This window comes from Burkholderia sp. BCC1996, from assembly GCF_905339955.1.
In the GTDB taxonomy this organism is placed as follows: domain Bacteria; phylum Pseudomonadota; class Gammaproteobacteria; order Burkholderiales; family Burkholderiaceae; genus Burkholderia.
On record NZ_CAJPHM010000005.1, the window covers coordinates 345102 to 368870 of the forward strand.

Here is a 23769-nt window from a genome sequence, read left to right on the forward strand (position 1 = left end):
TGAATTGATACTGCAGGCTAACGCGCAGCCGCTCAACGCATCACGAACGGATCGCTGATCGGATCGTCCGACGTGCGCAGCCACACGGACTTCGTGGTCGTGTATTCGAGCGCGGCGCTCAGGCCGCCTTCACGGCCGTGCCCGGACAGGCCGAAGCCGCCGAACGGCACGAGCGGCGATACCGCCCGATAGGTGTTGATCCAGACGATGCCCGAGCGCACGCGCTTCGACACGCGGTGCGCGCGCGTGAGATTGGTCGTAAAGATGCCGGCCGCGAGGCCATAGGCCGTGCTGTTCGCCTTGTCGATCGCTTCCTGTTCGGATGCGAACGTATCGATCGACAGCACCGGGCCGAACAGTTCGGTCGTGATGCTGTCGGTTTGGGCGACGCCGGTGCAGTCGAGGATCGTCGGTGCGTAGTAGAACCCGTCGCGCTCCAGCTTCTTTCCGCCGGCGAGCACCTTCGCGCCCTGGCGCACCGAGCTCGCGACTACTGCCTCGATGTTGCGAAGCTGCCGCTCGGTACACAGCGGGCCGTACTCGGTTTCCCGCTCGTTGGGCGATCCGACGCGAATGCGCGACACACGCTCGACCAGCAACGCAAGGAACCGCTCCTTGACGGACGCCTCGATCAGCAGACGCGAACCCGCGACGCAGCTCTGGCCGCTCGCCGCGAAGATCGCGGCGACCTGCGCATTCACCGCGCTCTGGATATCGGTATCGGCGAACACGATGAACGGCGACTTGCCGCCGAGTTCCAGCGACACCTTCGCGAGGTTGTTGGCCGTGTTCCGCACGATGTGGCGCGCGGTCTCGGGGCCGCCGGTGAACGCGACCTTGTCCACGCCAGGATGGCTGCTCAGCACCGCACCGCATTCCGGGCCGAAGCCGGTAATGACGTTGACGACGCCCGGCGGGAATCCGGCCTCGTGCACGAGGCGCGCGAATTCCAGCAACGGCCCCGGCGCTTCCTCGGATGCCTTCAGCACCACCGTGCAGCCGGCCGCGAGGGCCGGGCCGACCTTGACCGCGGACAGGAACAGCTGGCTGTTCCAGGGCACGATCGCGGCGACCACGCCGACGGGCTGCCGCTCGAGCCACACCTGCATGTCGGGCTTGTCGACGGGGATGCTGCTGCCTTCGAGCTTGTCGGCGATACCCGCGTAGTAGCGGTAATACTCGGCGACATACGCGATCTGGCTCGACGTTTCGCGGATGATCTTGCCGGTGTCGGTCGTTTCGATTTCAGCGAGTCGCGGCGCGGCCCGTTCGACGAGATCCGCAAGTTTGTACAGCAGCTTGCCGCGCGCGGACGCCGACAGCCCGGCCCAGGCCGGATCGGTCAACGCACGGCCGGCTGCCGCCACCGCACGATTGACTTCGTCGGTCCGCGCTTCCGGCATCTGCGCCCATACTGCGCCGGTTGCCGGATTGAGGCTGCCGAAGGTCGCGGCGCCGGGCTCGAACTGCCCGTCGATATACAGCTGAAAATGCACGTTCATGGCGTCGTCCCCTTATTGGAACGCAGGCATCACGTCGCGGATCATCCGTTCGAGCGACGCCTTCTTGCGCTCGAAGCTCATGCCGGTATCGATCCAGAACGAGTACTCGTCGAAGCCGAGCGCTTCGTATGCCTTCAGACGCTCGATGACCTCGGCGGGCGTGCCGATCACGTTGTTCTTGCGCATCGCTTCCGGCGTGTAGAACGGGTGCGCGGCGATTTCGTCGCGGCTCAGCGGCTTGATCATCCCGCGGCTGACCGGCCGCTCGTTCTTGAACCACGCGCCGAAGTAGTTGTAGAACACGTTCACTTCGTCGGCGGCCACTTGCGCGTCGTCCTCGCTGCTCGCCACGTAGGTGTGGCGCAGCAGCATGATCTGCGGGCGCGGCACGTCGGGGAACTTCTCGCACGCGGCGTTGAAGTGGCCGACCAGCTTCTCGACTTCCTCGTCGCCGAAGTGCAGCGGCGTGACCTGCACGTTGCAGCCGTTCGCCACCGCGAACTCATGGCTGTTCGGATCGCGCGCGGCCACCCAGATCGGCGGATGCGGGCGCTGCAGCGGCAGCGGCGACGACGTCGTCGACGGGAATTGCCAGAACTCGCCTTCGTGCGCGTAGTCGCCTTCCCACAGCTTCTTCACGGCCGGGATGAGTTCGCGCATGCGCTGGCCCGCGCCCCACGCGTCGAGGCCCGGCATCAGGCGCTCGTATTCGAACGAGTAGGCGCCGCGCGCGATGCCCAGTTCCAGGCGGCCGCCCGAGATGATGTCGGTCATCGCGGCTTCGCCGGCGAGCTTGATCGGGTGCCAGAACGGTGCGATGACCGTGCCGGTGCCGAGCCGCACGCGCTTCGTCTTGTTGGCGAGATCGGCGAGGTTGATGAACGGATTCGGCGCGATCGTGAAGTCCATGCCGTGGTGCTCGCCGGTCCAGACGGCGTGCATGCCGCCGCGATCGGCGATCTGGCACAGCTCGACCATTTCGTCGTACAGCTGCTTTTGGCTGGTCTGGTCGGAGACGCGCTCCATGTGAACGAAAAGCGAAAAACGCATGATGTGACCTTTCAGGAAAGAAGCGGGCGGACGGTGCCGGTGCTGTGATCGCCGAAGTAGAGGCCGTAGCTCTTCAACTGGCTCTCCTTGCGATAGCGCTCGAGCATGCTGGCGAGGGCGCTGTCCTGGAACGCGTCGGCCTCGATGTCGTCGAGGCTCACGAATTCGCCGGCGGCCGCCACTTCGTCCGGTGCGCTGCAGAGGAACGAGATGTACTGGTAGTGCGTTTCGGTATTGTTGTAGACCGAATAAATAAAGCTTGCCGAAGCGTCCGGCTGGTATTGCCTGAAGAGTTCGGCGAGCGCCTTGTCCGCGCCTTCGTTGCCGATCTCCTTCGTCGGCAGCGCCCACTTGCCGTCGGTCGTCCGAACCATGAGAACCTTGTCGTCGCGCGTGATGATCGCGCTCACGATGACCTTCGGGCCGGCGATCACCTCGGCCGACAGCTTCGCCGGCGTGAAATAGCCGCCGCGGTAATAGCCGAGCCCTGCGTAGCCGGCGGAATGGAACGCCTCGACCTTGCCGACGATGAGCGCGTGATCGCCCGCGTCGATCACCGCGTGCGTCGTGCAGTCGAACCACGCGCTGACGTCGTCGATCAGGGGGTTGCGATGCGCGCTCAGGTGCCAGCCGACCTTCGCGAAGCGATCGTCGCTGGGTCGCGCGAACGTGTTGGACAGATCCTTTTGCCCTTCCGCGAGGATGTTGATCGCGAAGTGGCCGGTGGTGGAAAACGTCTGGAAATTGCTCGACGTCTTCGCGATGCTGACGAGCAGCAGCGCGGGGTCCAGCGACACCGACGAAAACGAGTTCGCGGTGAAGCCGAGCGGCTGGCCGTCGTCGCGGGCGGTGGTGACGATCGTCACGCCGGTCATGAACGCACCGAACGCGTCGCGCAGCTCCCGGGTGTTGATGGTCGGGGCTTCCTGGCTGGTTGCTTGGCTCATGTCACACTTCCGATTTCAGGGTTTCCGCCTGTGGCTCGGTCTGCAACCAGGCACGCAGGGCGCGATTGACTTCCTCGGGCGCGGTCAGGTTCACCATGTGGCGCTCGTTCTCGATCACGACGGCTGTGCCGTCATGCGCGGCCTGCGCCATCTGCCGGGCCATCTCGGGCGTCGAGTTCGGGTCGTCCGATCCGGTGAGCACGAGGGCAGGGCAGGTAATCCGGTGCCAGCCGTCGGCATACACCTCGTCACCCTTCGCGAACGCGGTGTACGCGGTCGCGTAGCCTGCCAGGTCGACGGACTGCAGCCACGATTCCACCTTTCGCGCGGCGACCTGCTGCGCTTCCTCGGCGTTGAACCAGCGGCGCAGCGGCGTATCGACGTCGATGGTGCCCGAGCGCAGTTCGGCGGCGCGTTGCAGCACGGCTTCGCGCGCCTGCTCGGTGCGGCGGTACACACCGTTCAGGACTGCCACGCGCTTGACCAGGTCGGGCCGCGTCACCGCGACGCCGGCGGCGATCAGCGAGCCCATCGAATGGCCGGCCAGGTTGACGGGGCCGACCTGCAGCGCCTCGATGAATTCGATCGCCCATTGCACGAATTGCTGCAGGTCGGCGTCGGTGGCGAGCGCATCGCTCGTGCCGTGACCGGGCATGTCGACCGAAATCACGCGGAAGTCGCGCGACAGGTCGTCGATCTGCGGATACCACGCGCTCGCCTGCATGCCGACGCCGTGAATCAGCACCAACGGTTCGCCGGCGCCCTGGTCGAGATAGTGGGCGACGCGCTTATTTGACAGCGGCAGGGTTCTTGACGTCATTTCCGAGCTCTGCGAGATCTTTGTAGCGGTCGCCGATGCGGTGGTGCGGGCGGCCGGCGGTGGCGGCGCCGATGGCGATGACCAGCTCGTCGGCGGCCGGGGCGTCCGGAATCGAGAACTGGAGCGTCAGGTAGTGCGAACGGCGGCCTTCGTCGTTCTTGTCCATCATCGGAATCAGCAGCGGCGCATTGGCCGGGCCGCGCGTGTTGTTGAACGCGAGGTACGACTTCGCGCCGACGGCCGTGCGATACGTGTTGCCGAAGTGCAGCGTGTGGATCAGCGCGGACGCATGCTCGATCTCACCGTCGAGGCCGACGATCGCGCTCTTGCCGAACGCTTCGACCGCGTCGCCCGAACCGGCTTCGTCGAGGATCAGTTTGGTCAGGTGTTCGCTCAACTGCGGCGCCAGCGCGCGGATCTCCGGCGACAGGTCCTCGACATACCCGCGGCCTGCCCACGGGTTCTTGATCACGGCAACCGCGCCGATCATCTTCAGCGGTTTGGCAGCGACCTTGTCGCCATCCACGTAGAGCGTCTCGACATGGAGGACGGATTTCCGAATCAGGCTCATGGCACCTTTCCTTTCGTGCGTTGATTGTGGGATTCATTGTGGTATACCATGTTACGGCATGCCATGAGTGTTAACCCGTGTCTCGAAATTTCCCGACAGTGGAGGTGAAAAATGAGTGCGTACTGGATTGCCCACGTGCAGGTGCTGGACCCCGCGAAGTACAAGGACTACACGGACCTCGCGCCGCAGGCGTTCAAGCAGTTCGGCGCGGTATTCCTCGCGCGCGGGGGCGCATCGCAGGTGCTGGAGGGGGAGTCGTTCGAGCGCCACGTCGTGATCCGCTTCCCGAATATGGAGACGGCGCTCGCGTGCTATCACTCGCCCGAGTACCAGGCGGCGAAGGCGAAGCGGGATGGGCATTGCCGCGCGCAGGTCTCGATCGTCGAGGGGCTGGAGGGCTGAGGGCGCGAGGGCTGGTATTGCGTGGGACGGCGGCGTGTGGCGGCGCGGTATGGAAAGCCGACCGGCAGTTAAGTCATAATATGGCATTCCATGTCCGTGTCCGGCGCATCGCCGGGTGCCAGCCGCCCATCCGTTTTCAGAGTGCCGCCCATGCAAGACCTCAAAATCGACCGCAATGCCAAGACCTTGCGCGAACTGACGCTCGACAAACTGCGCGGCGCGATCGTGCAGGGTTATTTCCGCCCCGGCGCGCGGCTCGTCGAGCGCACGCTGTGCGACGAACTCGGCGTGAGCCGCACGGTGGTGCGCGAAGTGCTGCGGCATCTGGAGACCGAAGGGCTGGTCGAGACCGTGTCGCGCCAAGGCCCGGTGGTCGCGCGGCTCGATCCGGCGCAGGTCGGCGAGATCTATGAGTTGCGTGGCCTGCTCGAGGCCAATGCCGCACGCGCGTGCGCCGCGGGCGCGACGCCCGACGTCGTGCGGCAGCTGCGCGAGATCCGCGCAACGATCGAAGACGCGTTCGAGAAGCAGGAACTGCCGCGCGTGCTCGAATACACCGAGCGTTTCTACGAAGCGCTGTTCGAGGCCGCGGGCAAGCAGGTGTCGCTGACGGTCGTCAAGACGCTCAACGCGCGCATCAACCGGCTGCGGGCGTTGACCATTGCGATGCCGGGGCGCGGCGGCGATTCCAATACCGAGATGAACCGCCTGCTCGACGCGATCGAGCGGCGCGACGGCGACGCGGCGTCGGCCGCATCGGCCGCGCACATCAAGCGGGTGGCCGAGCTGGCGTTGTCGGCGCTCGCACAACAGGACGAGGCCGTCGACGAAAGCTGACGGGATCCGGCGCGCGGGTTTCGATCCGCGCGGTTCGGGCTGCACATCAAAGGCCGCCGGCGCACAACGCCGGCGGCCTTTTGTTTTGCCAGTCGCTTTTCCATGCCGTTTTGTCGGTGGATTCGACTCATGGTATTCCATAATACGATGTTCATTGTTGTAGCCCATAAGATGGCATACCATAATCTCATCGGGTAACGCAGTGATTACGGGAGCACGCCATGACTGAGTCGATGACCGGACCAACCGCGCAGCAACAGGCATTCAATACGCTCGGATTCCGTCGCGCGTTGTCCGCTGCCGGGGAGCGTGCCCATGTGGGCGCGATCCTCGAACATCGCGACGGGCTGGTGCTCGTCGATACGCCGGAAGGGCTGCGCTTGCCGACCGGCACCCGGCTCGAACCTGCGAGCGACGCGGCGAGCCTGTGCGGCGTGCTCGCGAAGCTCGGCCTCAATGCGCATCTCGACTTCCTGTTTGCCGTATTCGAGGCGACCGGCAAGCGCGAGCCGGGCGTCCATATCTATTACCGCGGTCGCGTGATTCCGACCGCATCGCCGTGGTTCGATAGCAGCATTCGCATCGTGCCGCTCTGGCAAGTGCCGTGGGACGAAATCACCGACACCGCCGTGCGTTCGATGCTCGAGCGCTACGTGCGCGAACGCCGGCAGGACGCATACGGCATCTATGTCGGCGACACGGAAGCCGGCACGGTGCAGCCGCTCGCATTCGCGCACTGACGGCGCCGCCTGGAGCCGACGTGCCGCGCGCGGGTGGCTCTCGACGCCAACGTCGCGCGGCGATGAACGACAAGATCGAGAAGCCGGCGCGCTGATGCTGCCGGCCTGAACACGCGTATTCGGATGGCCGCCGTCCCGGTAGCCGCAACCCGCACCCGTTTCACTGGAGAGAGACCATGAGCAGCAGAAGCATCCCGCGTTTCGCAGCATCGCGCCTCGTCCGTATCGCCCCGTTGGTCGCGCTGTGCGCCGTGCCGGCAATGGCCGCGGATCAGATCGTCTTCACGAGCTGGGGCGGCACGACCCAGTCGTCGCAACAGAAGGACTGGGCACAGCCGTTCACGCAGGCGAGCGGCGTCAGCGTGCTGATGGACGGGCCGACCGACTACGGCAAGCTCAAGGCGATGGTCGACAGCGGCAATGTCAGCTGGGACGTGGTCGACGTCGAAGGTGACTTCGCGTACGCAGCGGAGAAGGCCGGCCTGATCGAGCCGATCGACTACGGCGTGGTGAAGAAGGCCGACCTGGATCCGCGCTTCGCGACGCCTTCCGCGGTGGGCAGCTTCTATTACTCGTTCGTGCTTGGCTACAACAAGGCGAAGTACACGGGCGCGCAGCCGCAGAACTGGGCCGACCTGTTCGATACCAAGCGCTTCCCGGGCAAGCGCACGTTCTACAAGTGGTCGGCGCCGGGCGTGCTCGAAATCGCGCTGCTCGCCGACGGCGTCGCACCCGACAAGCTGTATCCGCTCGATCTCGATCGCGCGTTCAAGAAGCTCGATTCGATCAAGGGCGAAATCGTCTGGTGGAGCGGCGGTGCGCAGTCGCAGCAGCTGCTCGCGTCGGGCGAGGCGCCAGTCGGCATGTTCTGGAACGGCCGCCTGCATGCGCTTGCGCAGACCGGCGTGCCGGTCGGCATGTCGTGGAACCAGAACCTGACCGCAGCCGACATGCTCGTGATCCCGAAGGGTGCGAAGCATCGCGACGCGGCGATGAAGTTCCTCGCCGCCGCGACGAGCGCGCAGTCCCAGGCGAAATTCGCGGCCGATACCGGCTATGCGCCGATCAACGTTAAGTCGGCCGCGCTGATGCCGCCGGCCATCGCGAAGACGCTGCCCGACCAGTACAAGAGCTCGCAGATCAATCTCGACATGAAGTACTGGGCCGAGAACCGCGACGCGATCGCGAAGCGCTGGTACGCGTGGCAATCGAAGTAAGCAGGCCCGGAAGCAGGGTGCCGGCACGCGTTCCGATCAGGATCGCGAATCGAATCGAATCGAATCGGACCGAGCCGGCCGAGCAACGCATCTGCATGGGGCCATGGGTGGCGGGCGCTGAAGGGCGCTGAAACGCCGGCCCTGGCCGACAAAGGAGACACCATGCCCAACGTATTGAGTACCGTCGCACATCCGCCCTTGGCGGCCGCGCGCAAGCGGCGCGACTGGCGCAGCATCCGGCTGCTGACGCCCGCGATGCTGCTGCTCGTGATTTTCTTCCTGCTGCCCGTGCTGTCGCTGCTGCTGCGCAGCGTGCTCGAGCCGACGCCCGGATTGCACAACTATGAGCAACTGCTCGGCTCGACGACCTACGTGCGCGTGTTCGGCAATACGTTTCTCGTCGCGACGGTCGTGACGCTCGTCACGCTGCTGGTCGGCTTCCCGATGGCGTGGCTGCTCGCGATCGCGCCGCGCAAGCTCAGTGCCGTGCTGTTCGCGATCCTGCTGCTGTCGATGTGGACCAACCTGCTCGCGCGGACCTTCGCGTGGATGGTGCTGCTGCAGGGGACGGGGCCGATCAACCGCGCGCTGATGGCGATCGGCGTGATTCACGAGCCGCTGGCGCTCGTGAACAACCTGACCGGCGTGACCATCGGCATGACCTACATCATGCTGCCGTTCCTCGTGATGCCGCTGCACGCGACGCTGCGCGGCATCGACCCGTCGACGCTGCGCGCCGCCGCCGTGTGCGGCGCGAGCCGCTGGCAGGCGTTCTGGCGCATCCTCGTGCCGCTCGCGATGCCCGGTGTCGCATCGGGCGCGCTGATGGTGTTCGTGATGGCGCTCGGCTACTTCGTCACCCCGACGCTGCTGGGCGGCCCGTCCTACATGATGCTCGCGGAACTCATCGCGCAGCTCGTGCAGGAACTGCTGAACTGGGGCCTTGCGGGAGCCGCGGCATTCGTGCTGCTCGCCGTGACGCTCGCGCTTTATGCGTTGCAGCTGCGTTTTACCAACCGCGCGCAAGCTACCACCGGAGGTCGCTGAGATGCTGCTCGATTTCGATCGCCTGGGCGCGCTGCGCTGGATCCTCGTGGCCGTGGGCGCGGCCGTTGCGTTGTTCCTGCTGTTGCCGATCTTCTTCATTGTCGCGCTGTCGTTCGGCGATTCGCAGTGGCTCATCTTCCCGCCGCCGGGCTGGACGCTCGAATGGTACCGGCAGCTGTTTACCGATGCCGGCTGGATCGACTCGTTGATGACCAGCGCGAAGCTCGCGGTGATCGTCACGGCGCTGTCGGTCGCGATCGGGTTTCTCGCGTCGCTGGCGCTCGTGCGCGGCAAGTTTCGCGGCCGCGAGGCCGTGCGGGGCTTCTTCCTGACGCCGATGGTGCTGCCCGTCGTCGTGCTCGCCGTCGCGCTCTATGCGTTCTTCCTGCGCATCGGCCTGAACGGGACGATGACAGGCTTCGTGATCGGCCACCTGATCATCGCGCTGCCGTTTTCGATCATCTCGATCAGCAACTCGCTCGTGAGCTTCGACACCGCGCTCGAAGACGCCGCGCTGATCTGCGGCGCGTCGCCGCTCACCGTGAAGCTGCGCGTCACGCTTCCCGCGATCCGACTCGGGTTGTTCGCCGCCGCGATCTTCGCGTTCCTCGCGTCGTGGGACGAAGTCGTGGTGTCGATCTTCATGTCGAGCCCGACGCTGCAAACGCTGCCCGTGCGGATCTGGGCGACATTGCGGCAAGACCTGACACCCGTCGTCGCGGCCGCGTCGTCGCTGCTCGTCGCACTGACAACCGTATTGATGCTGGCGGGCGCCCTAGTGCGCCGCGCACGCGCTAACTGAGGTAACACGCCATGACTGCATTCCTGCAAATCCAGCGCCTGCGCAAGACCTACGGCGACGTCGTCGCGATCGACCAGGTGTCGCTCGACATTCGGAAGGGCGAATTCATGACCTTCCTCGGGCCGTCGGGTTCGGGCAAGAGCACGACGCTCTATATCGTCGCGGGCTTCCAGGAGCCGACCGACGGCCGCGTGCTGCTCGACGGCAAGCCGCTGCTGTCGGTCGCGCCGAACCAGCGCAACATCGGCATGGTGTTTCAGCGCTACACGCTGTTCCCGCACCTGACTGTCGGCGAGAACGTCGCGTTCCCGCTGCGCGTGCGCCGCCGGCCCGATGCCGAAGTGCGCGCGAAGGTCGAGCAAATGCTGAAACTCGTGCACCTGTCCGAATGCCGCGACCGCATGCCCGCGCAGCTCTCGGGCGGGCAACAGCAGCGCGTCGCCATCGCGCGTGCGCTGGCTTACGATCCGCCGGTGCTGCTGATGGACGAGCCGCTCTCCGCGCTCGACAAGAAGCTGCGCGAGGAAATCCAGCTGGAATTGCGCCGCATTCACCAGGAAACCGGCGTGACGATCCTGTACGTCACGCACGACCAGGAAGAGGCGCTGCGCCTGTCCGACCGCATCGCCGTGTTCAACCAGGGGCGCATCGAGCAGGTCGGCACCGGCGAGGAGCTTTATGCGAATCCGGCGTCGCGTTTTGTCGCGAGCTTCATCGGCAATTCGAATTTCCTGCCGGTCAAGGTGACGAAGCACGGCGACGGCCGTATCGGCGGCGTGTTGCCCAACGGCCTCGAAATGCCGTCCGACCTGTTCCACCCGACGCTCGCCACCGGCGACGAAGGCGCGCTGATGATCCGCCCGGAACAGATGCGCATCAGCTCGCTGCAACGCGCCGGCGGGTCGAACGGTTCGAACGGCACCGCGGGCCTGCCCGTGACCGTGCGCGACGTTACCTATCTCGGCGATGCGATGCACTACGCGGTCGCGACCCCGTGGCAGCAGGAAATCTCGATCCGCATGCCGGCCGCCCATCGGCACGACAACGGCATCGTGATCGGTGCGCAGGCACTCGTCGACTGGGACGCACGCGACGTGCGCCTGTTCGCGCAGGCCTGACGGCGGCAGCCATGAATCCCGCACTGCCGTCCCTGAAAGTCCAGCGGCCCACCGCGACGCTGCGCGAGCTTGCGCTCGAGAAGATGCGTACCGCGATCCTGGACGCGCATTTCCAGCCGGGCGAGCGGCTGGTCGAGCGCTCGCTTTGCGAGATCCTGGGCGTGAGCCGAACCGTCGTGCGAGAGGTCCTGCGGCATCTGGAAACGGAAGGCCTCGTCGACTCGATACCGAACCAGGGGCCGATCGTCGCGGTTCTCGATTTCGACACGGCCGCCGAGATCTACGAAATACGCGCGTTGCTGGAAGGCGAGGCCGCGATGGCCTGTGCGCAGCATGCGGACGAATTGCTCGTCGCCGAGCTGGCCGCGTATATCGACCAGATCCGCCAAGCGTTCGACGCACAGGACCATCAGGCGGTGAAGGCGCTCACGTCGGCGTTCTACGAGCGCATGTTCAACGCCGGAAGAAAGCACGTCGCGTGGGAGATCGTGCAGACGCTAATCGCGCGGATCAACCGGTTGCGTGCGCTGACGATTGCGTCCGACGATCGCGGGCACCAGGCGGTCGAGGAGATGCACGCGATTCTCGCGGGCATCGCGGCCGGCAACGGGGTGGCGGCGCGCAACGCAGCCGTCGCGCATGTGGCCAGGGTGGCCGAGATCGCGCGCAAGCTGCTGACCCATGGTCACGAGAGCGCTTCCTGGCGGCAGGCCGGATAGAGACGCCGCGGAGTCACTGCCGGCCGCAATTCGACATTCACTGTATTCGCGGCCCGAGTCGTACTCGGGTCGCCTCATGCATTTTTATCCCGGAAGGAACGATCGTGAAATTGAACACGCTGTTGAAGGATCCGGCGCTCTTGCGTCAGCAGGCTTTTGTGGACGGGCAATGGTGCGACGCCGACTCGGGCGGGCGCTTCGACGTGCTCGACCCGGCGACGGGCGCAACGCTCGGCAGCGTGCCGTCGATGGGGGCGGCGGAGACGTCGCGCGCGATCGACGCCGCGAATGCCGCATGGCCGACGTGGCGTGCGAAGACGGCGAAGGAGCGCGCGCGCGTCCTGCGCCGCTGGTACGAGCTCATGATCGAAAACGCCGATGATCTCGCGCTGATCCTCACTGCCGAGCAGGGCAAGCCACTGGCCGAAGCGAAGGGTGAAATCGTCTACGGCGCGTCGTTCATCGAATGGTTCGCGGAAGAGGGCAAGCGCGTGGCCGGCGAAACGCTCGCGACGCCCGCGTCCGATAAGCGCCTCGTGGTCGTCAAGGAGCCGATCGGCGTATGCGCGGCGATCACGCCGTGGAATTTCCCGAACGCGATGATCACGCGTAAGGTTGGGCCAGCACTTGCGGCCGGCTGCCCGATCGTCGTCAAGCCGGCCGAAGCCACGCCGTTTTCGGCGCTTGCACTCGCGGTGCTTGCCGAGCGCGCGGGGGTGCCGAACGGCGTGCTCAACATCATTACCGGCGACCCGAAGGCGATCGGCGGCGTGATGACAAGCAGTCCCGTGGTGCGCAAGCTGTCGTTTACCGGATCGACCGGTGTGGGGAGGCTGCTGATGGCGCAAAGCGCGCCCACCGTGAAGAAGGTGACGCTCGAGCTCGGCGGGAACGCGCCGTTCATCGTGTTCGACGATGCCGATCTTGATGCCGCCGTCGAAGGAGCGATCGCGTCCAAGTACCGCAACAACGGACAGACGTGCGTGTGCACCAATCGCTTCTACGTACACGACCGCGTGTACGACGCGTTCGCCGCGAAGCTGGTGGCTGCGGTGCAGGGCCTGAAGGTCGGGCACGGCACCGAAGGCGGCGTGACCCTCGGGCCGCTGATCAACGACGCGGCGCTAGGCAAGGTCGAGGCACATATCGTAGACGCACTCGCCAAGGGTGCGACGCTCGCCACAGGTGGCAAGCGACATGCGCTCGGACACGGGTTCTTCGAACCGACCGTGCTTCTGAATGCCACTGCGCAGATGGACGTCGCGCGAGAAGAGACGTTCGGGCCGCTCGCGCCGCTGTTCCGCTTCTCGAGCGACGACGAGGTCGTGAAGCTCGCCAACGACACCGAATTCGGGCTTGCCGCATACTTCTACAGCCGCGATATCGGGCGCGTGTGGCGGGTGGCCGAGCAGCTCGAATACGGGATGGTCGGCATCAATACGGGGCTCATCTCGAACGAGGTCGCGCCGTTCGGCGGTGTCAAGCAATCGGGGCTCGGCCGCGAAGGATCGCACTACGGCATCGACGATTACCTGGTCATCAAGTACCTGTGCATGGCGGTCTGATCGTCGGTTCGTTTGACTGAAAAAGGGGCATGCTGACATGAATACGTGGTCGTCCAGAAACGCCGAGCTCACGCGCGATCGCACCGGGCACACGGTCTTCAATGCAGGCGAGGTTGCAGGCATCGCGATACCTGCCCGGGTGACACGGAGCGTCGTGTCGATCTGCCTCGCGATGATCCTCGCTGAAGGTTACGACGTCGCGATCTATGGCGCCGTGCTCCCGATGCTCACACACGGCACCGACTGGTCGTTGTCGCCGTTCCAGCTCGGCGCGATTGCCAGTTGCTCGCTCGTGGGCATGATGCTCGGCGCGATGGGCGCCGGTACGTTGAGCGACCTCATCGGCAGGCGCCGGATGCTGCTCGGCAGCGTGACGTTGTTTTCCGCGATGATGGCCGCCGCCGCGCTCGCGCCCACGCCGATGTGGTTCGTCGTTGCGCGCGTCGTCGGCGGGCTGGGGCTCGGCGGCGTGGTGCCGACCGCGGCGGCGCTTACCGTCGAGTATTCGCCACCCGGGCGTCGATCGTTCAACTATGCGTTGATCTACACCGGATATTCAGTTGGCGGCATCCTGGTTGCGCTGCTCGCGATGAACTGGCTGCCATTGTACGGCTGGCGGCTGCTGTTCGGGCTTGGTGCCACGCCGCTGCTCATCGTGCTGCTGGCGGCGCGCTATGTGCCTGAATCGCTGGATTTTCTGCTGGCCAGGAATCGGGTGGGCGACGCGCGAGTGCTCGCACGAACGCTGGCGATTCGACATCCGGCACTCGATGCTCTGGCGAACGGGCAGTCCGACGAGCGGGCAATGCACGATCGCATCGCCGGCGATCGAGAAGCGGCCGCGCCGGTCCGGTCATTGTTCGAAGCGTCGACGCTACGCGCAACTCTCGCGTTCTGGGTCGCGATGTTCATGGGCCTGCTGCTGCTCTATGGATTGAGCACGTGGCTGCCGCAATTGATGCGAAAGTCCGGTTTCGCGCTCGGGTCGAGCCTCGGGTTGCTCGTCATGCTCAATGCGACCGCGGCGCTGGGTTCGCTCGCCGGCGGGGTGGTGGCCGACCGCCTGGGTTCGCGGCCGGTCGTCAGCGTGCTCTATCTGCTGGCGGCTGCGAGCCTGTGCGCGCTGCCGTTCGCTCACGGCACGGTGCAGACCTATGTGCTCGTCGGCATCGCCGGAGTCGGCACGATCGGCAATACCATGCTGCTCGGCGCATTCATCACGCGGTATTACCCGCCGCACAACCGGGCGACCGGGATCGGGTGGGCGCTGGGAATCGGCCGGTTCGGTGCGATCGCGGGGCCGTTGATCGGCGGATGGCTCGCGCAAGCCGGGGCGCCGTTGCCTTGGAACTTTTACGCATTTGCTGGTGCCGGGGTGGCGGCTGCCGTCGCTGTCCTCGTCGTGCCATGAAAGCCCTCGTGTGGAAGTGGTAGGCGTTTCCTGTTGGCGATTACCGAGTTTTGACCCGCTACAGGTTCGCGCGCGTCGACTCTGGGTGAACGCCAACGGGCGTTTCCGCCATTGCATCAAGGGAGCATTGCCTTGGTTCCGACAGTGTCTGGGGACGTGGCGAACGACCAGAAAACGCAGCCGGCGCGCGTCCGGATCGGGGCCCCTTCATGTCCGGCGCAAACTGCGACAGCCACTTCAGCGTTTCTATGCGGACACAATCACAATTAGGTTTGTGAATATTGGTCGTCCGGAACCATGTGGGGCTAAAGTAGTGTCGTTACGCGCCGTAATATGGCATACCAACGGGGCGAGGACGACAAATGAAGAAGACCGGCGATCTATCAATCGGGATGAAGCTCACCATTGCGTTTGCGAGCTTAATTCTCATGTTCCTGACCAGTTCGGGTGTCTGTTTCTACAGCGTCCAGGCGATTGCCGAGAAGGAAAAGCAGGTTGCATTGTCCGAACAGGCGCTGAAACTGATCAAGGACGGCGACACCGACTATCTCAATATCATCTGGGCAGTGCTTGCGAACAACTTGAACGGCCAACCCGGTCACAAAAAGTGGAAAACAGAACACATCAACGACTTCAGGCGAAGACTACTCGACATCAAGGCGCTGGAAGGGGATGGTGCGCGCGACAGGCTGGTTGACGATAGCATCGCCAACTACAACGCATGGAAACGCAAGGTGGTCGATCCGCTCTTCGCGATGCGAGCCAAGGTCGATGCATACAGTTCGAACATCAGTGACCTCTCCGAACTTACGGAAAGTTTTGGCTCATATTTGGGCACCGACGCGCTTGTAGGGTCAATTGCGAGGCTGGAACAGTACGAAACAGCGCAGGTGATCAAACGGCAAGCCGAACTCGATGCGTTCGGGTTCACGATTTCGATCAGCATGCTGCTTGCATCAACCGGTGCAGTGGTCGCAGCCGTATTTGCAGGGCGATGGCTGGCACGAAATATCCGCGATCCGCTAGCCCAAGCGGTGCAAGCCGCGGAGATGGTAGCAAATGGCCATCTCGATAGGGCGGTCAGAACATATGGCATGGATGAAACGGGGCGGTTGCTGCATGCGATTCAGCAGATGCAACTGTCGCTCCTCTCCATTATCGAGAAGGTTCGATCCGGGTGTCAGGCGGTAAAAGACGGCACGTCTCAGATCGCGGCGGGCAATATCGATCTTTCCAGTCGAACCGAGGAACAGGCGGCCTCGCTCGAAGAAACTGCTTCCAGCATGACGCAACTCACTGAAACAGTGAAGCAGAATGCAGATAACGCACGCCAGGCCAACGCACTGGCAATGCGTGCGACCGACGTGGCCGATATGGGCAACGATGCCGTGCAAAGTATGGTTCAGACTATCGGTGAGATCCGTGACAGTTCGACCAAGATTTCGGAAATCACCGGAACTATCGAGAGCATTGCCTTCCAGACGAACATCCTTGCACTTAACGCTGCCGTCGAGGCTGCCCGCGCTGGCGAGCAGGGGCGCGGCTTCGCTGTGGTTGCGAGCGAAGTGCGCAGTCTGGCACAGCGCTCTGCTTCAGCTGCGAAAGAAATCAAGGAACTGATCAGCACGTCCGTTGCCATGATCCAGGACGGTGCGAAGCAGGCGACGGACGTCGGCGGGACGATGGGGCAAGTCAAGCAGGCGATTAAGCAGGTGTCCGAAATCGTCGGCGAGATCGCTGCTGCTTCGGACGAGCAGAGCTGCGGGATCGAACAGGTCAATCAGGCCGTCGTGCAGATGGATACGGTCACACAGCAGAATGCGGCTCTCGTCGAGCAGGCAGCAGCAGCGGCACATTCGCTGGAAGAGCAGGCAATGAATCTGAGCGATGCTGTCTCGGTATTCAAGGTCTCCGAGAGCGAATCGTCTGCATAAAATTGAGCGAACTCAACGTCACATGCCTGGATAATTCGGCCCGCCGCCGCCTTCGGGTGTGACCCACGCGATGTTCTGCGTCGGGTCCTTGATGTCGCAGCTCTTGCAGTGCACGCAGTTCTGCGCGTTGATCACGAGGCGGTCGCTGCCGTCGTCGTTCTTCACGAATTCGTACACGTCTGCAGAGCAGAATCGACCCTCCGGCCCAGCATACGTACGCAGGTTCATGTTCACCGGACGTTGCATCCTTCAGCGTCGGCCGGGCCGGCAGTTCACCACGGGAGCGGACCCTCGACGTTTGTGAAGCCGCCCATCGGACAATCACGGCCAAGCAAAATCAGTCGGACGGGCTCACGCGCAGCTTCCTCGACTGTACCGGGCCCGATGAATTTATTGTTGTCGGTGGCCGTGAACCCCGGGCATACGGCATTTACCTTGATGTTGGTGTCCTGAAGCTCGATTGCGAACGCCTGTGTGACCGCATTCAGAGCCGTTTTCGATGAAGAGTAGGTTCCGGCATAGCGGCGGAACGGGTTCGAAGGATCTGCATTTTGCGTCAACGAGCCGGTGATGCTCGATATGTTGACAATTTTGCCTTCGGGCGCTTCGCGAAGTAGCGGCAACATGACCTGTGTGACAGCGATGACGCCGAAGACGTTGGTTTCGTATACCGCTCGCAATTCGTCCATATCGACGACCGATAGATACGTTTCCCCCATCATTTGTTCAGGCGTCCGGGTTGACGGACCGGCGTGAGAGATTCCCGCATTGTTCACGAGAACATCGAGCCGTCCATACGTTTGACGGATATATCGTGCCGCTACTGCGATGGACTCCGGGTCGGTAACGTCGAGTTGAACCACGTCCGCATTGGTGCCGACGCTCTTGACAACGGCTTCGCCTGCCTCAAGCTGGCGCGAGCCGAGTAAAACAGTGAAGCCGTTCTTGGCAAGATCCTTGGCGATCTGCAGGCCGATTCCCTTGTTGGCTCCGGTAATGAGGGCAACGGGAGTGTCATGCATACTCAATCTCCGAACGAAAATAGACAAAGTCGCGCATTTGCGCTATATGTGGAACATAGTTCCGTTTGTAATATACGGAACATCGCTCCGTTTATCAAGAGGCAGAATTGGCAGACAACGAAAAGAGATTGAAGAGTGCTCTGACGACCGTGGACGCGCGACGTCACGTGCGGGCCGATGCGCAGCGGAATATCGACGCCATTCTTCGCACTGCCGCGAAGAGCTTCAGCCGTTCGGGCGTCGATGTATCCGTGCGCGAGATCGCCGAGCGTGCAGGGGTCGGTGTCGGCACGCTCTATCGCCATTTTCCAACGCGTGCCGACCTCGTCGTTGCGGTGTTTCGCAAAGAGGTCGACGGGTGCGTTGATACGGTGTCCGTGTTGATAGCCGGCTACCCGCCCGCCGATGCGCTTGCGCGATGGGTCGAGCATTACGTCAAATTCATCGACACCCATCGTGGACTTGCAGAGGCACTGAATTCGGGCGATCCCGCCCTCAAGGGTTTGCCGGCGCATTTCTACGAGCGATTGCGGCCAGCCGTTCAAGACTTACTGGATGCCGCGGCAGAAGCCGGGGAAGTTCGTGCCGGTGTGAAGGCGAGCGAACTTCTCCATGCTGTTGCGATGCTGTGTGTTCCGTCTCATTGTGGCGAACCTACTGATCCGCAACGCATGGTCGGAATGTTCATGGACGGCTTGCGCTACCGCGCAGGCTGACTTGTAGGGTGCTCCTGTGAAACGGCTATGGCGAGAGTTATAGGTGGGGGCGATAGGCCAAGGCACAGCGAACTAGAAAATGCAAATTCCGCGTCGAACCATCCCTTCACTCTGTGAACAGGCTATCGCGCTCACTTCATCCCAATGTTTGAGCAACTCCTGGAAATCTCTTCTTCGTCGGTGATCTCGCATACGGGCGTTGACTTCAACAGTGTCGGATGCTGTCCGGTAGCCGGTAGGGCGGTATCGGTAGCGCCGAGCATATAGACATGTTGCTATGCGTTTCAATGGCTGGCTGCTCTGACACGCAATTATCGCCTTGATAACCGGAACGATGTTCCGTATAGTCTGTAACCGGATCGGCGTTCCGGTTATGGTTGTGGCCGCGCTCGTCGATACCGATAATCGTTTCGAAGGGAGCAAACATGCATTGCAAACCTGTCGCACTCGTTACGGGCGCAAACAAAGGGATCGGTCTTCAGATCGCCAAGGATCTGGCATCGAAAGGCTCCGACAAGCACCTTGAATCCTGTCAATTTCCGCAGCTGCCAAGCAAATTGACGAGACGCTCGGACGTCTTGACGTGCTGGTCAATAACGCAGGGATCTCGAACCCTGCGAAGCCGGGGACTCATCTGGATGACGTTATTCAGTCGGGCAGGTTAAGCCGCATCGCTGCCGACGATCTGCGTATCGTGTTTGAGACAAACGTGTTTGGGGTTGTCGCGGTAACGCAGGCGATGCTGCCACTTCTTCGCAAATCACCGGCTGGACGTATCGTCAACATATCGAGCGCTACTGGCTCGTTTGGATTGAAGGACGATCCATCAAACCCATTTCGAAGCCAGGTCGGGGTGTACCATGCGTCGAAGACTGCGCTCAACGCGATCACTCAAGCGTTTGCGATCGAGCTGGAAGGGACGGGCATCAAGGTCAACGCAGCATGTCCGGGCTTTACCGCAACGGATCTGAGCAACTTTGCTGCAGGGGCGGGATCGGTTGAGGATGCAGCACGAGAGCCGGTCCGCTTGGCGCTCCTTGACGCGCGTGGAACGACCGGAACCTTTTCCGACGACGGTGGCCATATTCCGTGGTGACTTGACTCCACGACAGGAGCAATCTTGGCATGCCTCAGTACCGCAACCTGCCATACCTTTGTCGTTTGCGGTGTCTTGCATGGGCGACGGCCGAACGACGAGCCCGCATTTATGGCATCGGTGAGCGTGATCGGTCCGCCTAGCGTCAAAAACATGCTCTCCACACCTCGCATCGAAAATCTGCGAGATGTGGACTGCGTGGGGCGATCGGAGGCAGATCCTGGATTTCTGTCTGAAGTACGAACCCGCGATGGCCGCGTCAGTCACTCACGAATGACTTACGTCTTGTCGTGAAAGCTCGCTTTCGTTGGAGTAACCGGAAACGAAGGGTTTGAGCGCACTCGTTTCGGGATCGAAGACGTAACGCGAAATCCTTCCGATGTTTCCACCATAGATATGGACGCTGATCGAGACGCGATCCTCATACATGTTGGAGACCCGATGAATATCGCCCGTGCGCGGAGAAATGCTTTCGACGATGCCTGGCTCGAGATAGTCCACGCCACGTGATCGCATAGGACAGTTTGGCAGACCCAGCTCGTATGATTCGGCACGCTCTCCGCCTCGCAGCATGCCGATCAGTGCCCAGACCGTATGATTGTGGATCGGGGTCTGCTGGCCAGGCCCCCAAACGAAACTGACCACCGAGAAGCGGTTGGCCGGATCCGCATGGAGCAGGTACTGCTGATAGTACTGAGGATGCGGCTGCGCGTATTCGTCGGGAAGCCAGTCATCGTTGCGGACGATGTCCTGAAGGAGCTCTCGCCCCGTGCTCAAGATTTGGTGCTCGTCGCCGGAGAAGGTGTCAACAAGCCGGGTAAAGTCGCGGACGAAGCGCCCGAAGCGAGGGGATGAAACAGGCATCAGATGTCTCCGGATGTTGGATGTTGTCACGGTCACCCAAGTGCTCTTCGGTAAGCCTTGTATTTGGCATCATGACACGGCGTTGGGCGTTTAGAGATGATTCTCCTCTCAGCAATCGTCACGAGCAATTGAATCTGATTTCAATCATCAAGCTTGCTCTGCGCCGCTCCTTCCCTCTGCCGAATGATCAGCGAGTCGTAGGCTTGAGGCTCGTTTGATGCCGACGTGTTTCTTGCCAAAACGCACGAGCAACTGGAGAAAGGCGGTTCTCGTTCAGGCATACCAGACCGATACGCCGCGAAGTGCTCGGCGAAATAGGACGGAAAACTGTGCCGTCGTACCGGTCCGGAAGCGCGAGTTTTGCGAGGACGGAGACTCCCTTGCCTCTCGCGACCAGTTCGAGTATCGACATCAACTGAAGAAGTTCGTAAGCCACTCGCGGATGGAGGTTGTTCCTCGCGAACAGCTTCGTCACCAGCGCCTGTGAACCGGCACGAGTCAGGATGAAAGGGTCCGCTGTCAGTTCCTTGAGCGGTACGACCTCCAGCTTGGCCAGACGATGGTTGGACGGTAAGACTGCTACGAGTTCATCAACGGCAAGCGTTTGCGAATCGAAGTCTGACTTCGGAAGCGTGACTGCGGCGAGTTCGAGCCGCCGCTCGATCAAATCTCGTAACGTTTGTTCGTCCGGCTTCTCCGTCACCATGACGTCGACACCGGGATATCGGGCCTTGAAGCGTTCTATCAGCGCCGGAAGAACCCTGATCGTGGCGCTCGCACCGAACGAACCGAGGCGTAGCAAGCCCGTCTTCAGCTCGGCACCGGCGAGCGCCGTCGCCTGAACCAGCTGCAGGGACGCAAAGACATCGCGTACATGGGGAAGGACATGTTCCCCGGTATAGGTCAGTGCGACGCCAGAGGCATTCCGGTCGATCAGTTCTGTACCAAGTGCCGTCTCAAGTGCGCGCAATGCGTGACTGGTAGCTGACGGCGACATGCCGAGCTTCGCTCCGGCACCGGCTATTCCATCAGACGAAGTGAGGGCCAGCAGAAGCTCGAGCTGCCTGAGGGTGGGGGTGGTCATGCCGGGTCGACGCGTCATTGAGCTTGCCTTCAAGTAATTTTCGAATACATGAATCCTATTTCCGGACTGGTTCACTTGCAAGATGGACGGCGATGCATGTACTTCACCAGTGCAATGATCGAACGAATGTACCGGAGCTGGATGAGACCGGCAGCGATCGGCAGGGCTGTCGGTCGGTGACGAAGCACGCTTTCCACAGACCCGGGGGAGGCAGCAGCGATGCGCAATTACCGAGTTTGTGTTCAATCGGATGACTTGAGGTCAAATTCAATTGTTCATGAATGTGATGAAACATACGATAACTTCAAGATCGGAAAGCAGCCAACAGCGGCTCCCGTCAATGGGTTCCGGGTCGCTGTTGGAGGCTCAAATTCAAAAAATGGAGGCGCCAGATGTCGACATGCGCAATACAGGACTTGTACTCCCCGGAGTTTGCTCATTGCTATGGTTGCGGACCTCAAAACCAGCACGGTCATCACCTGAAGAGCCACCTCGTGGGTGACCAGACAGTCGCCAGGTTCACGCCTGAAGCCCGATACAGCGGGGGTGTTCCCGATCACGTTTACGGCGGGATGATTGCGTCGCTGCTCGACTGCCACGGCGCTGCGTCGGCCGCCGCATTTGCCTGTCAGAGAGAAGGGCGTGAGATCGGCGACGGTCCACAGCCGATTCGTTTCGTGACGGCCTCGCTGAAGGTCGACTTCAGGCAGCCGACTCCGCTCGGAATCGAACTCGTCGTGACCGGCAAGCTTCGATCGCTGGAAGGGCGAAAGGCATGGATCGACTTGACGTTGACTGCAAATGGCGTCACATGCGCCGTCGGCGAAATGCTGGCAATTCGGTTGCCGGAACAAAACGGCGCTTAGCCGGGTTCCACTCCAGGCGTCCGAAGCCTGCTTCATAAAATAATAAGAAATACTGAACGGGTCGACGCTGTACATGAAATTGCACGCGTTGCACCGCTCACAAACAAAGGAGACAACATTGAGTGCGCTAGCTGATTTGGGATTGTCCGTCGAATCTCCGACCAGGATACCGTTCACCCGATATGACATGGGATGGGTCATCCTTTGCATCGGCATGGCGATTGGCGCCGGCATCGTCTTTCTTCCGGTACAGATCGGAATTGTCGGCGTGTGGGTGTTTGCTGCCTCGGTGACGCTCGCATACCCGGCGTTGTACATGATGCAGAAGCTCTACTTGCAGACCCTGTCCGAAAGCGACGAATGCGAGAACTATGCGGGAATCATCTCGCAGTACTTCGGCAAGAACTGGGGCATCGTCCTCGCCATAGTGTATTTCCTCATGCTCGTCAAAGGCATGCTCACGTACTCGCTGGCAGTCACCTTCGACACGGCCAAATACCTGCAAAGCTTCGGCGTAACGACGGGATTGCTTTCCGACAGCCCGCTGTTCTCGCTGGCCATCCTGAGCGGGTTGGTGCTGATCGCGGCACAGGGCGAGAGGCTGATCTTCAAGGTATCGGGCCCACTGGTGATCTTCAAGCTCGGCGTGATCGTTCTGCTCGGCATTGTGATGATTCCCCATTGGGATATGCGGGCGAATTTGCCGCCCTTGCCCGAGCTCAAGCGCTTCGTCGCCGACACCATCCTGACCGTTCCGTTCACGCTGTTTTCCATCCTGTTCGTGCAGATCCTCAGCCCGATGAACGTTGCGTTTCGCAGGGTAGAGAACGATCCGCGAGTTGCGACGTACCGAGCCATTCGAGCCAGCCGTATTGCATACGCGGTACTCGTTGTCGCGGTGCTCTTCTTTGCTACGTCATTTTCGTTTTCGATTTCGCACGAACAGGCGCTTTCGGCCAAAGCGCAGAACATTTCGGCCCTGGCGTTGGCGGGTAGCGTCATGCCCGGGAACGGTGTGCTGTACATGACAACCGCGCTCAACGTGTTCGCCATTCTCACTGCGTTTCTCGGGATCTACCTCGGGTTCGAGGAATCGATTAAAGGTGTGGTGATGAACATCATCACGCGCTTCGTTCCGCAAGAGCGTATCGATTCCCGCGTGGTATCTGTCTACGTGTGCGTATTCATCGTGCTCAGCTTGTGGTTATGGGTGCAGACGCGCTTCTCGATTCTGCTGTTGCAACAGCTCGCATCTCCGATCTACGGGATTGCGTCGTTCATCATTCCCTGCGTACTCGTGTACAAGGTGCCCGCGCTTGAAAAGTACCGGTCTAGCCGCGTGTTTTTCGTGTTTTTGTTGGGTGTCGTCGTGAGCTTGTCGCCCGTTCTCAAGGCGATGGGCTACTGATTCCGCCGCGCAGTTTCAGCTCAGGCAAGAC

21 protein-coding genes and 3 pseudogenes are annotated in these 23769 nt (G+C 62.2%); 15 read left to right on the top strand and 9 right to left on the bottom strand.

The window, feature by feature from the left end; genetic code table 11:
- Positions 1-32 precede the first annotated feature (32 nt).
- The 5 genes from U4Z64_RS09725 to U4Z64_RS09745 are packed head-to-tail and all read right to left on the bottom strand — an operon-like array spanning position 33 to position 4890.
- Positions 33-1502 (bottom strand): aldehyde dehydrogenase, encoded by a 1470-nt coding sequence (locus U4Z64_RS09725; protein WP_321819836.1) that lies wholly within the window; start codon positions 1500-1502, stop codon positions 33-35.
- Between the two features lie 12 nt (positions 1503-1514).
- Positions 1515-2552, bottom strand: coding sequence for an LLM class flavin-dependent oxidoreductase (locus tag U4Z64_RS09730; RefSeq protein ID WP_321819837.1), 1038 nt, complete (start codon positions 2550-2552; stop codon positions 1515-1517).
- A gap of 11 nt (positions 2553-2563) precedes the next feature.
- Entirely contained in the window at positions 2564-3499 is a 936-nt protein-coding gene (locus U4Z64_RS09735; protein WP_321819838.1) for a flavin reductase, read from the bottom strand.
- Position 3500: 1 nt separating this feature from the next.
- Positions 3501-4319, bottom strand: a complete 819-nt coding sequence (locus U4Z64_RS09740; protein ID WP_321819839.1) for an alpha/beta hydrolase — start codon at positions 4317-4319, stop codon at positions 3501-3503.
- Positions 4288-4890: an amino acid synthesis family protein gene (locus U4Z64_RS09745; protein ID WP_071335971.1), complete on the bottom strand. Its 603-nt coding sequence runs from the start codon at positions 4888-4890 to the stop codon at positions 4288-4290. Before U4Z64_RS09745 ends, U4Z64_RS09740 begins: the two co-directional genes overlap by 32 nt.
- A 111-nt stretch (positions 4891-5001) precedes the next feature.
- On the opposite strand from U4Z64_RS09745, the gene U4Z64_RS09750 reads away from it, so the two are divergent.
- The 11 genes and pseudogenes from U4Z64_RS09750 (at position 5002) to U4Z64_RS09800 (ending at position 16682) form a co-directional block, all read left to right on the top strand.
- Positions 5002-5292 carry a DUF1330 domain-containing protein gene (locus tag U4Z64_RS09750; RefSeq protein WP_205672896.1) on the top strand — a complete coding sequence of 97 codons (291 nt, stop codon included), beginning with the start codon at positions 5002-5004 and terminating at the stop codon, positions 5290-5292.
- A gap of 150 nt (positions 5293-5442) precedes the next feature.
- Positions 5443-6129, top strand: coding sequence for a GntR family transcriptional regulator (locus U4Z64_RS09755; protein WP_205672897.1), 687 nt, complete (start codon positions 5443-5445; stop codon positions 6127-6129).
- Positions 6130-6416: 287 nt separating this feature from the next.
- Positions 6417-6869 (top strand): annotated as a pseudogene (locus U4Z64_RS09760) (flavin reductase); the annotation flags it as partial.
- A gap of 176 nt (positions 6870-7045) precedes the next feature.
- Complete coding sequence (locus U4Z64_RS09765; protein WP_321819840.1) at positions 7046-8086, top strand: ABC transporter substrate-binding protein; 1041 nt, start codon at positions 7046-7048, stop codon at positions 8084-8086.
- A 162-nt stretch (positions 8087-8248) separates the two neighbouring features.
- Positions 8249-9133: an ABC transporter permease gene (locus U4Z64_RS09770; protein WP_193093110.1), complete on the top strand. Its 885-nt coding sequence runs from the start codon at positions 8249-8251 to the stop codon at positions 9131-9133.
- Between the two features lies 1 nt (position 9134).
- On the top strand, positions 9135-9935 hold the full coding sequence (locus tag U4Z64_RS09775; RefSeq protein WP_205672899.1) for an ABC transporter permease: 801 nt from the start codon (positions 9135-9137) through the stop codon (positions 9933-9935).
- A gap of 11 nt (positions 9936-9946) precedes the next feature.
- Entirely contained in the window at positions 9947-11053 is a 1107-nt protein-coding gene (locus tag U4Z64_RS09780) for an ABC transporter ATP-binding protein (protein ID WP_321819841.1), read from the top strand.
- 11 nt (positions 11054-11064) lie between these two features.
- On the top strand, positions 11065-11772 hold the full coding sequence (locus tag U4Z64_RS09785) for a GntR family transcriptional regulator (RefSeq protein WP_321819842.1): 708 nt from the start codon (positions 11065-11067) through the stop codon (positions 11770-11772).
- A gap of 104 nt (positions 11773-11876) precedes the next feature.
- Entirely contained in the window at positions 11877-13337 is a 1461-nt protein-coding gene (locus tag U4Z64_RS09790; RefSeq protein ID WP_321819843.1) for an NAD-dependent succinate-semialdehyde dehydrogenase, read from the top strand.
- Positions 13338-13374: 37 nt separating this feature from the next.
- Positions 13375-14748: an MFS transporter gene (locus U4Z64_RS09795; protein ID WP_321819844.1), complete on the top strand. Its 1374-nt coding sequence runs from the start codon at positions 13375-13377 to the stop codon at positions 14746-14748.
- Between the two features lie 362 nt (positions 14749-15110).
- Positions 15111-16682, top strand: coding sequence for a methyl-accepting chemotaxis protein (locus U4Z64_RS09800; RefSeq protein WP_321819845.1), 1572 nt, complete (start codon positions 15111-15113; stop codon positions 16680-16682).
- Positions 16683-16700: 18 nt separating this feature from the next.
- Here U4Z64_RS09800 and U4Z64_RS09805 read toward each other — a convergent pair.
- Positions 16701-16950 (bottom strand): annotated as a pseudogene (locus U4Z64_RS09805) (4Fe-4S dicluster domain-containing protein); the annotation flags it as partial.
- Between the two features lie 4 nt (positions 16951-16954).
- Positions 16955-17704 carry an SDR family oxidoreductase gene (locus U4Z64_RS09810; RefSeq protein WP_193093124.1) on the bottom strand — a complete coding sequence of 250 codons (750 nt, stop codon included), beginning with the start codon at positions 17702-17704 and terminating at the stop codon, positions 16955-16957.
- Between the two features lie 107 nt (positions 17705-17811).
- Here U4Z64_RS09810 and U4Z64_RS09815 point away from each other — a divergent pair, with 107 nt between their 5' ends.
- On the top strand, positions 17812-18420 hold the full coding sequence (locus U4Z64_RS09815; protein WP_321819846.1) for a helix-turn-helix domain-containing protein: 609 nt from the start codon (positions 17812-17814) through the stop codon (positions 18418-18420).
- Positions 18421-18845: 425 nt separating this feature from the next.
- Positions 18846-19516, top strand: a pseudogene (locus U4Z64_RS09820) (SDR family NAD(P)-dependent oxidoreductase).
- A 267-nt stretch (positions 19517-19783) separates the two neighbouring features.
- Here U4Z64_RS09820 and U4Z64_RS09825 read toward each other — a convergent pair.
- The gene (locus U4Z64_RS09825; protein WP_321819848.1) at positions 19784-20380 is read right to left on the bottom strand and encodes a cysteine dioxygenase; all 597 of its coding nucleotides are present in this window, start codon (positions 20378-20380) and stop codon (positions 19784-19786) included.
- Between the two features lie 187 nt (positions 20381-20567).
- Positions 20568-21464 carry a LysR family transcriptional regulator gene (locus tag U4Z64_RS09830; RefSeq protein ID WP_321819849.1) on the bottom strand — a complete coding sequence of 299 codons (897 nt, stop codon included), beginning with the start codon at positions 21462-21464 and terminating at the stop codon, positions 20568-20570.
- Positions 21465-21958: 494 nt separating this feature from the next.
- Between U4Z64_RS09830 and U4Z64_RS09835 the strand changes: the two genes are divergently transcribed.
- Both U4Z64_RS09835 and U4Z64_RS09840 read left to right on the top strand, forming a co-directional pair.
- On the top strand, positions 21959-22330 hold the full coding sequence (locus U4Z64_RS09835) for a PaaI family thioesterase (protein ID WP_319017700.1): 372 nt from the start codon (positions 21959-21961) through the stop codon (positions 22328-22330).
- Positions 22331-22517: 187 nt separating this feature from the next.
- Complete coding sequence (locus U4Z64_RS09840; RefSeq protein WP_321819850.1) at positions 22518-23738, top strand: amino acid permease; 1221 nt, start codon at positions 22518-22520, stop codon at positions 23736-23738.
- The last annotated feature ends 31 nt before the right edge of the window (positions 23739-23769 follow it).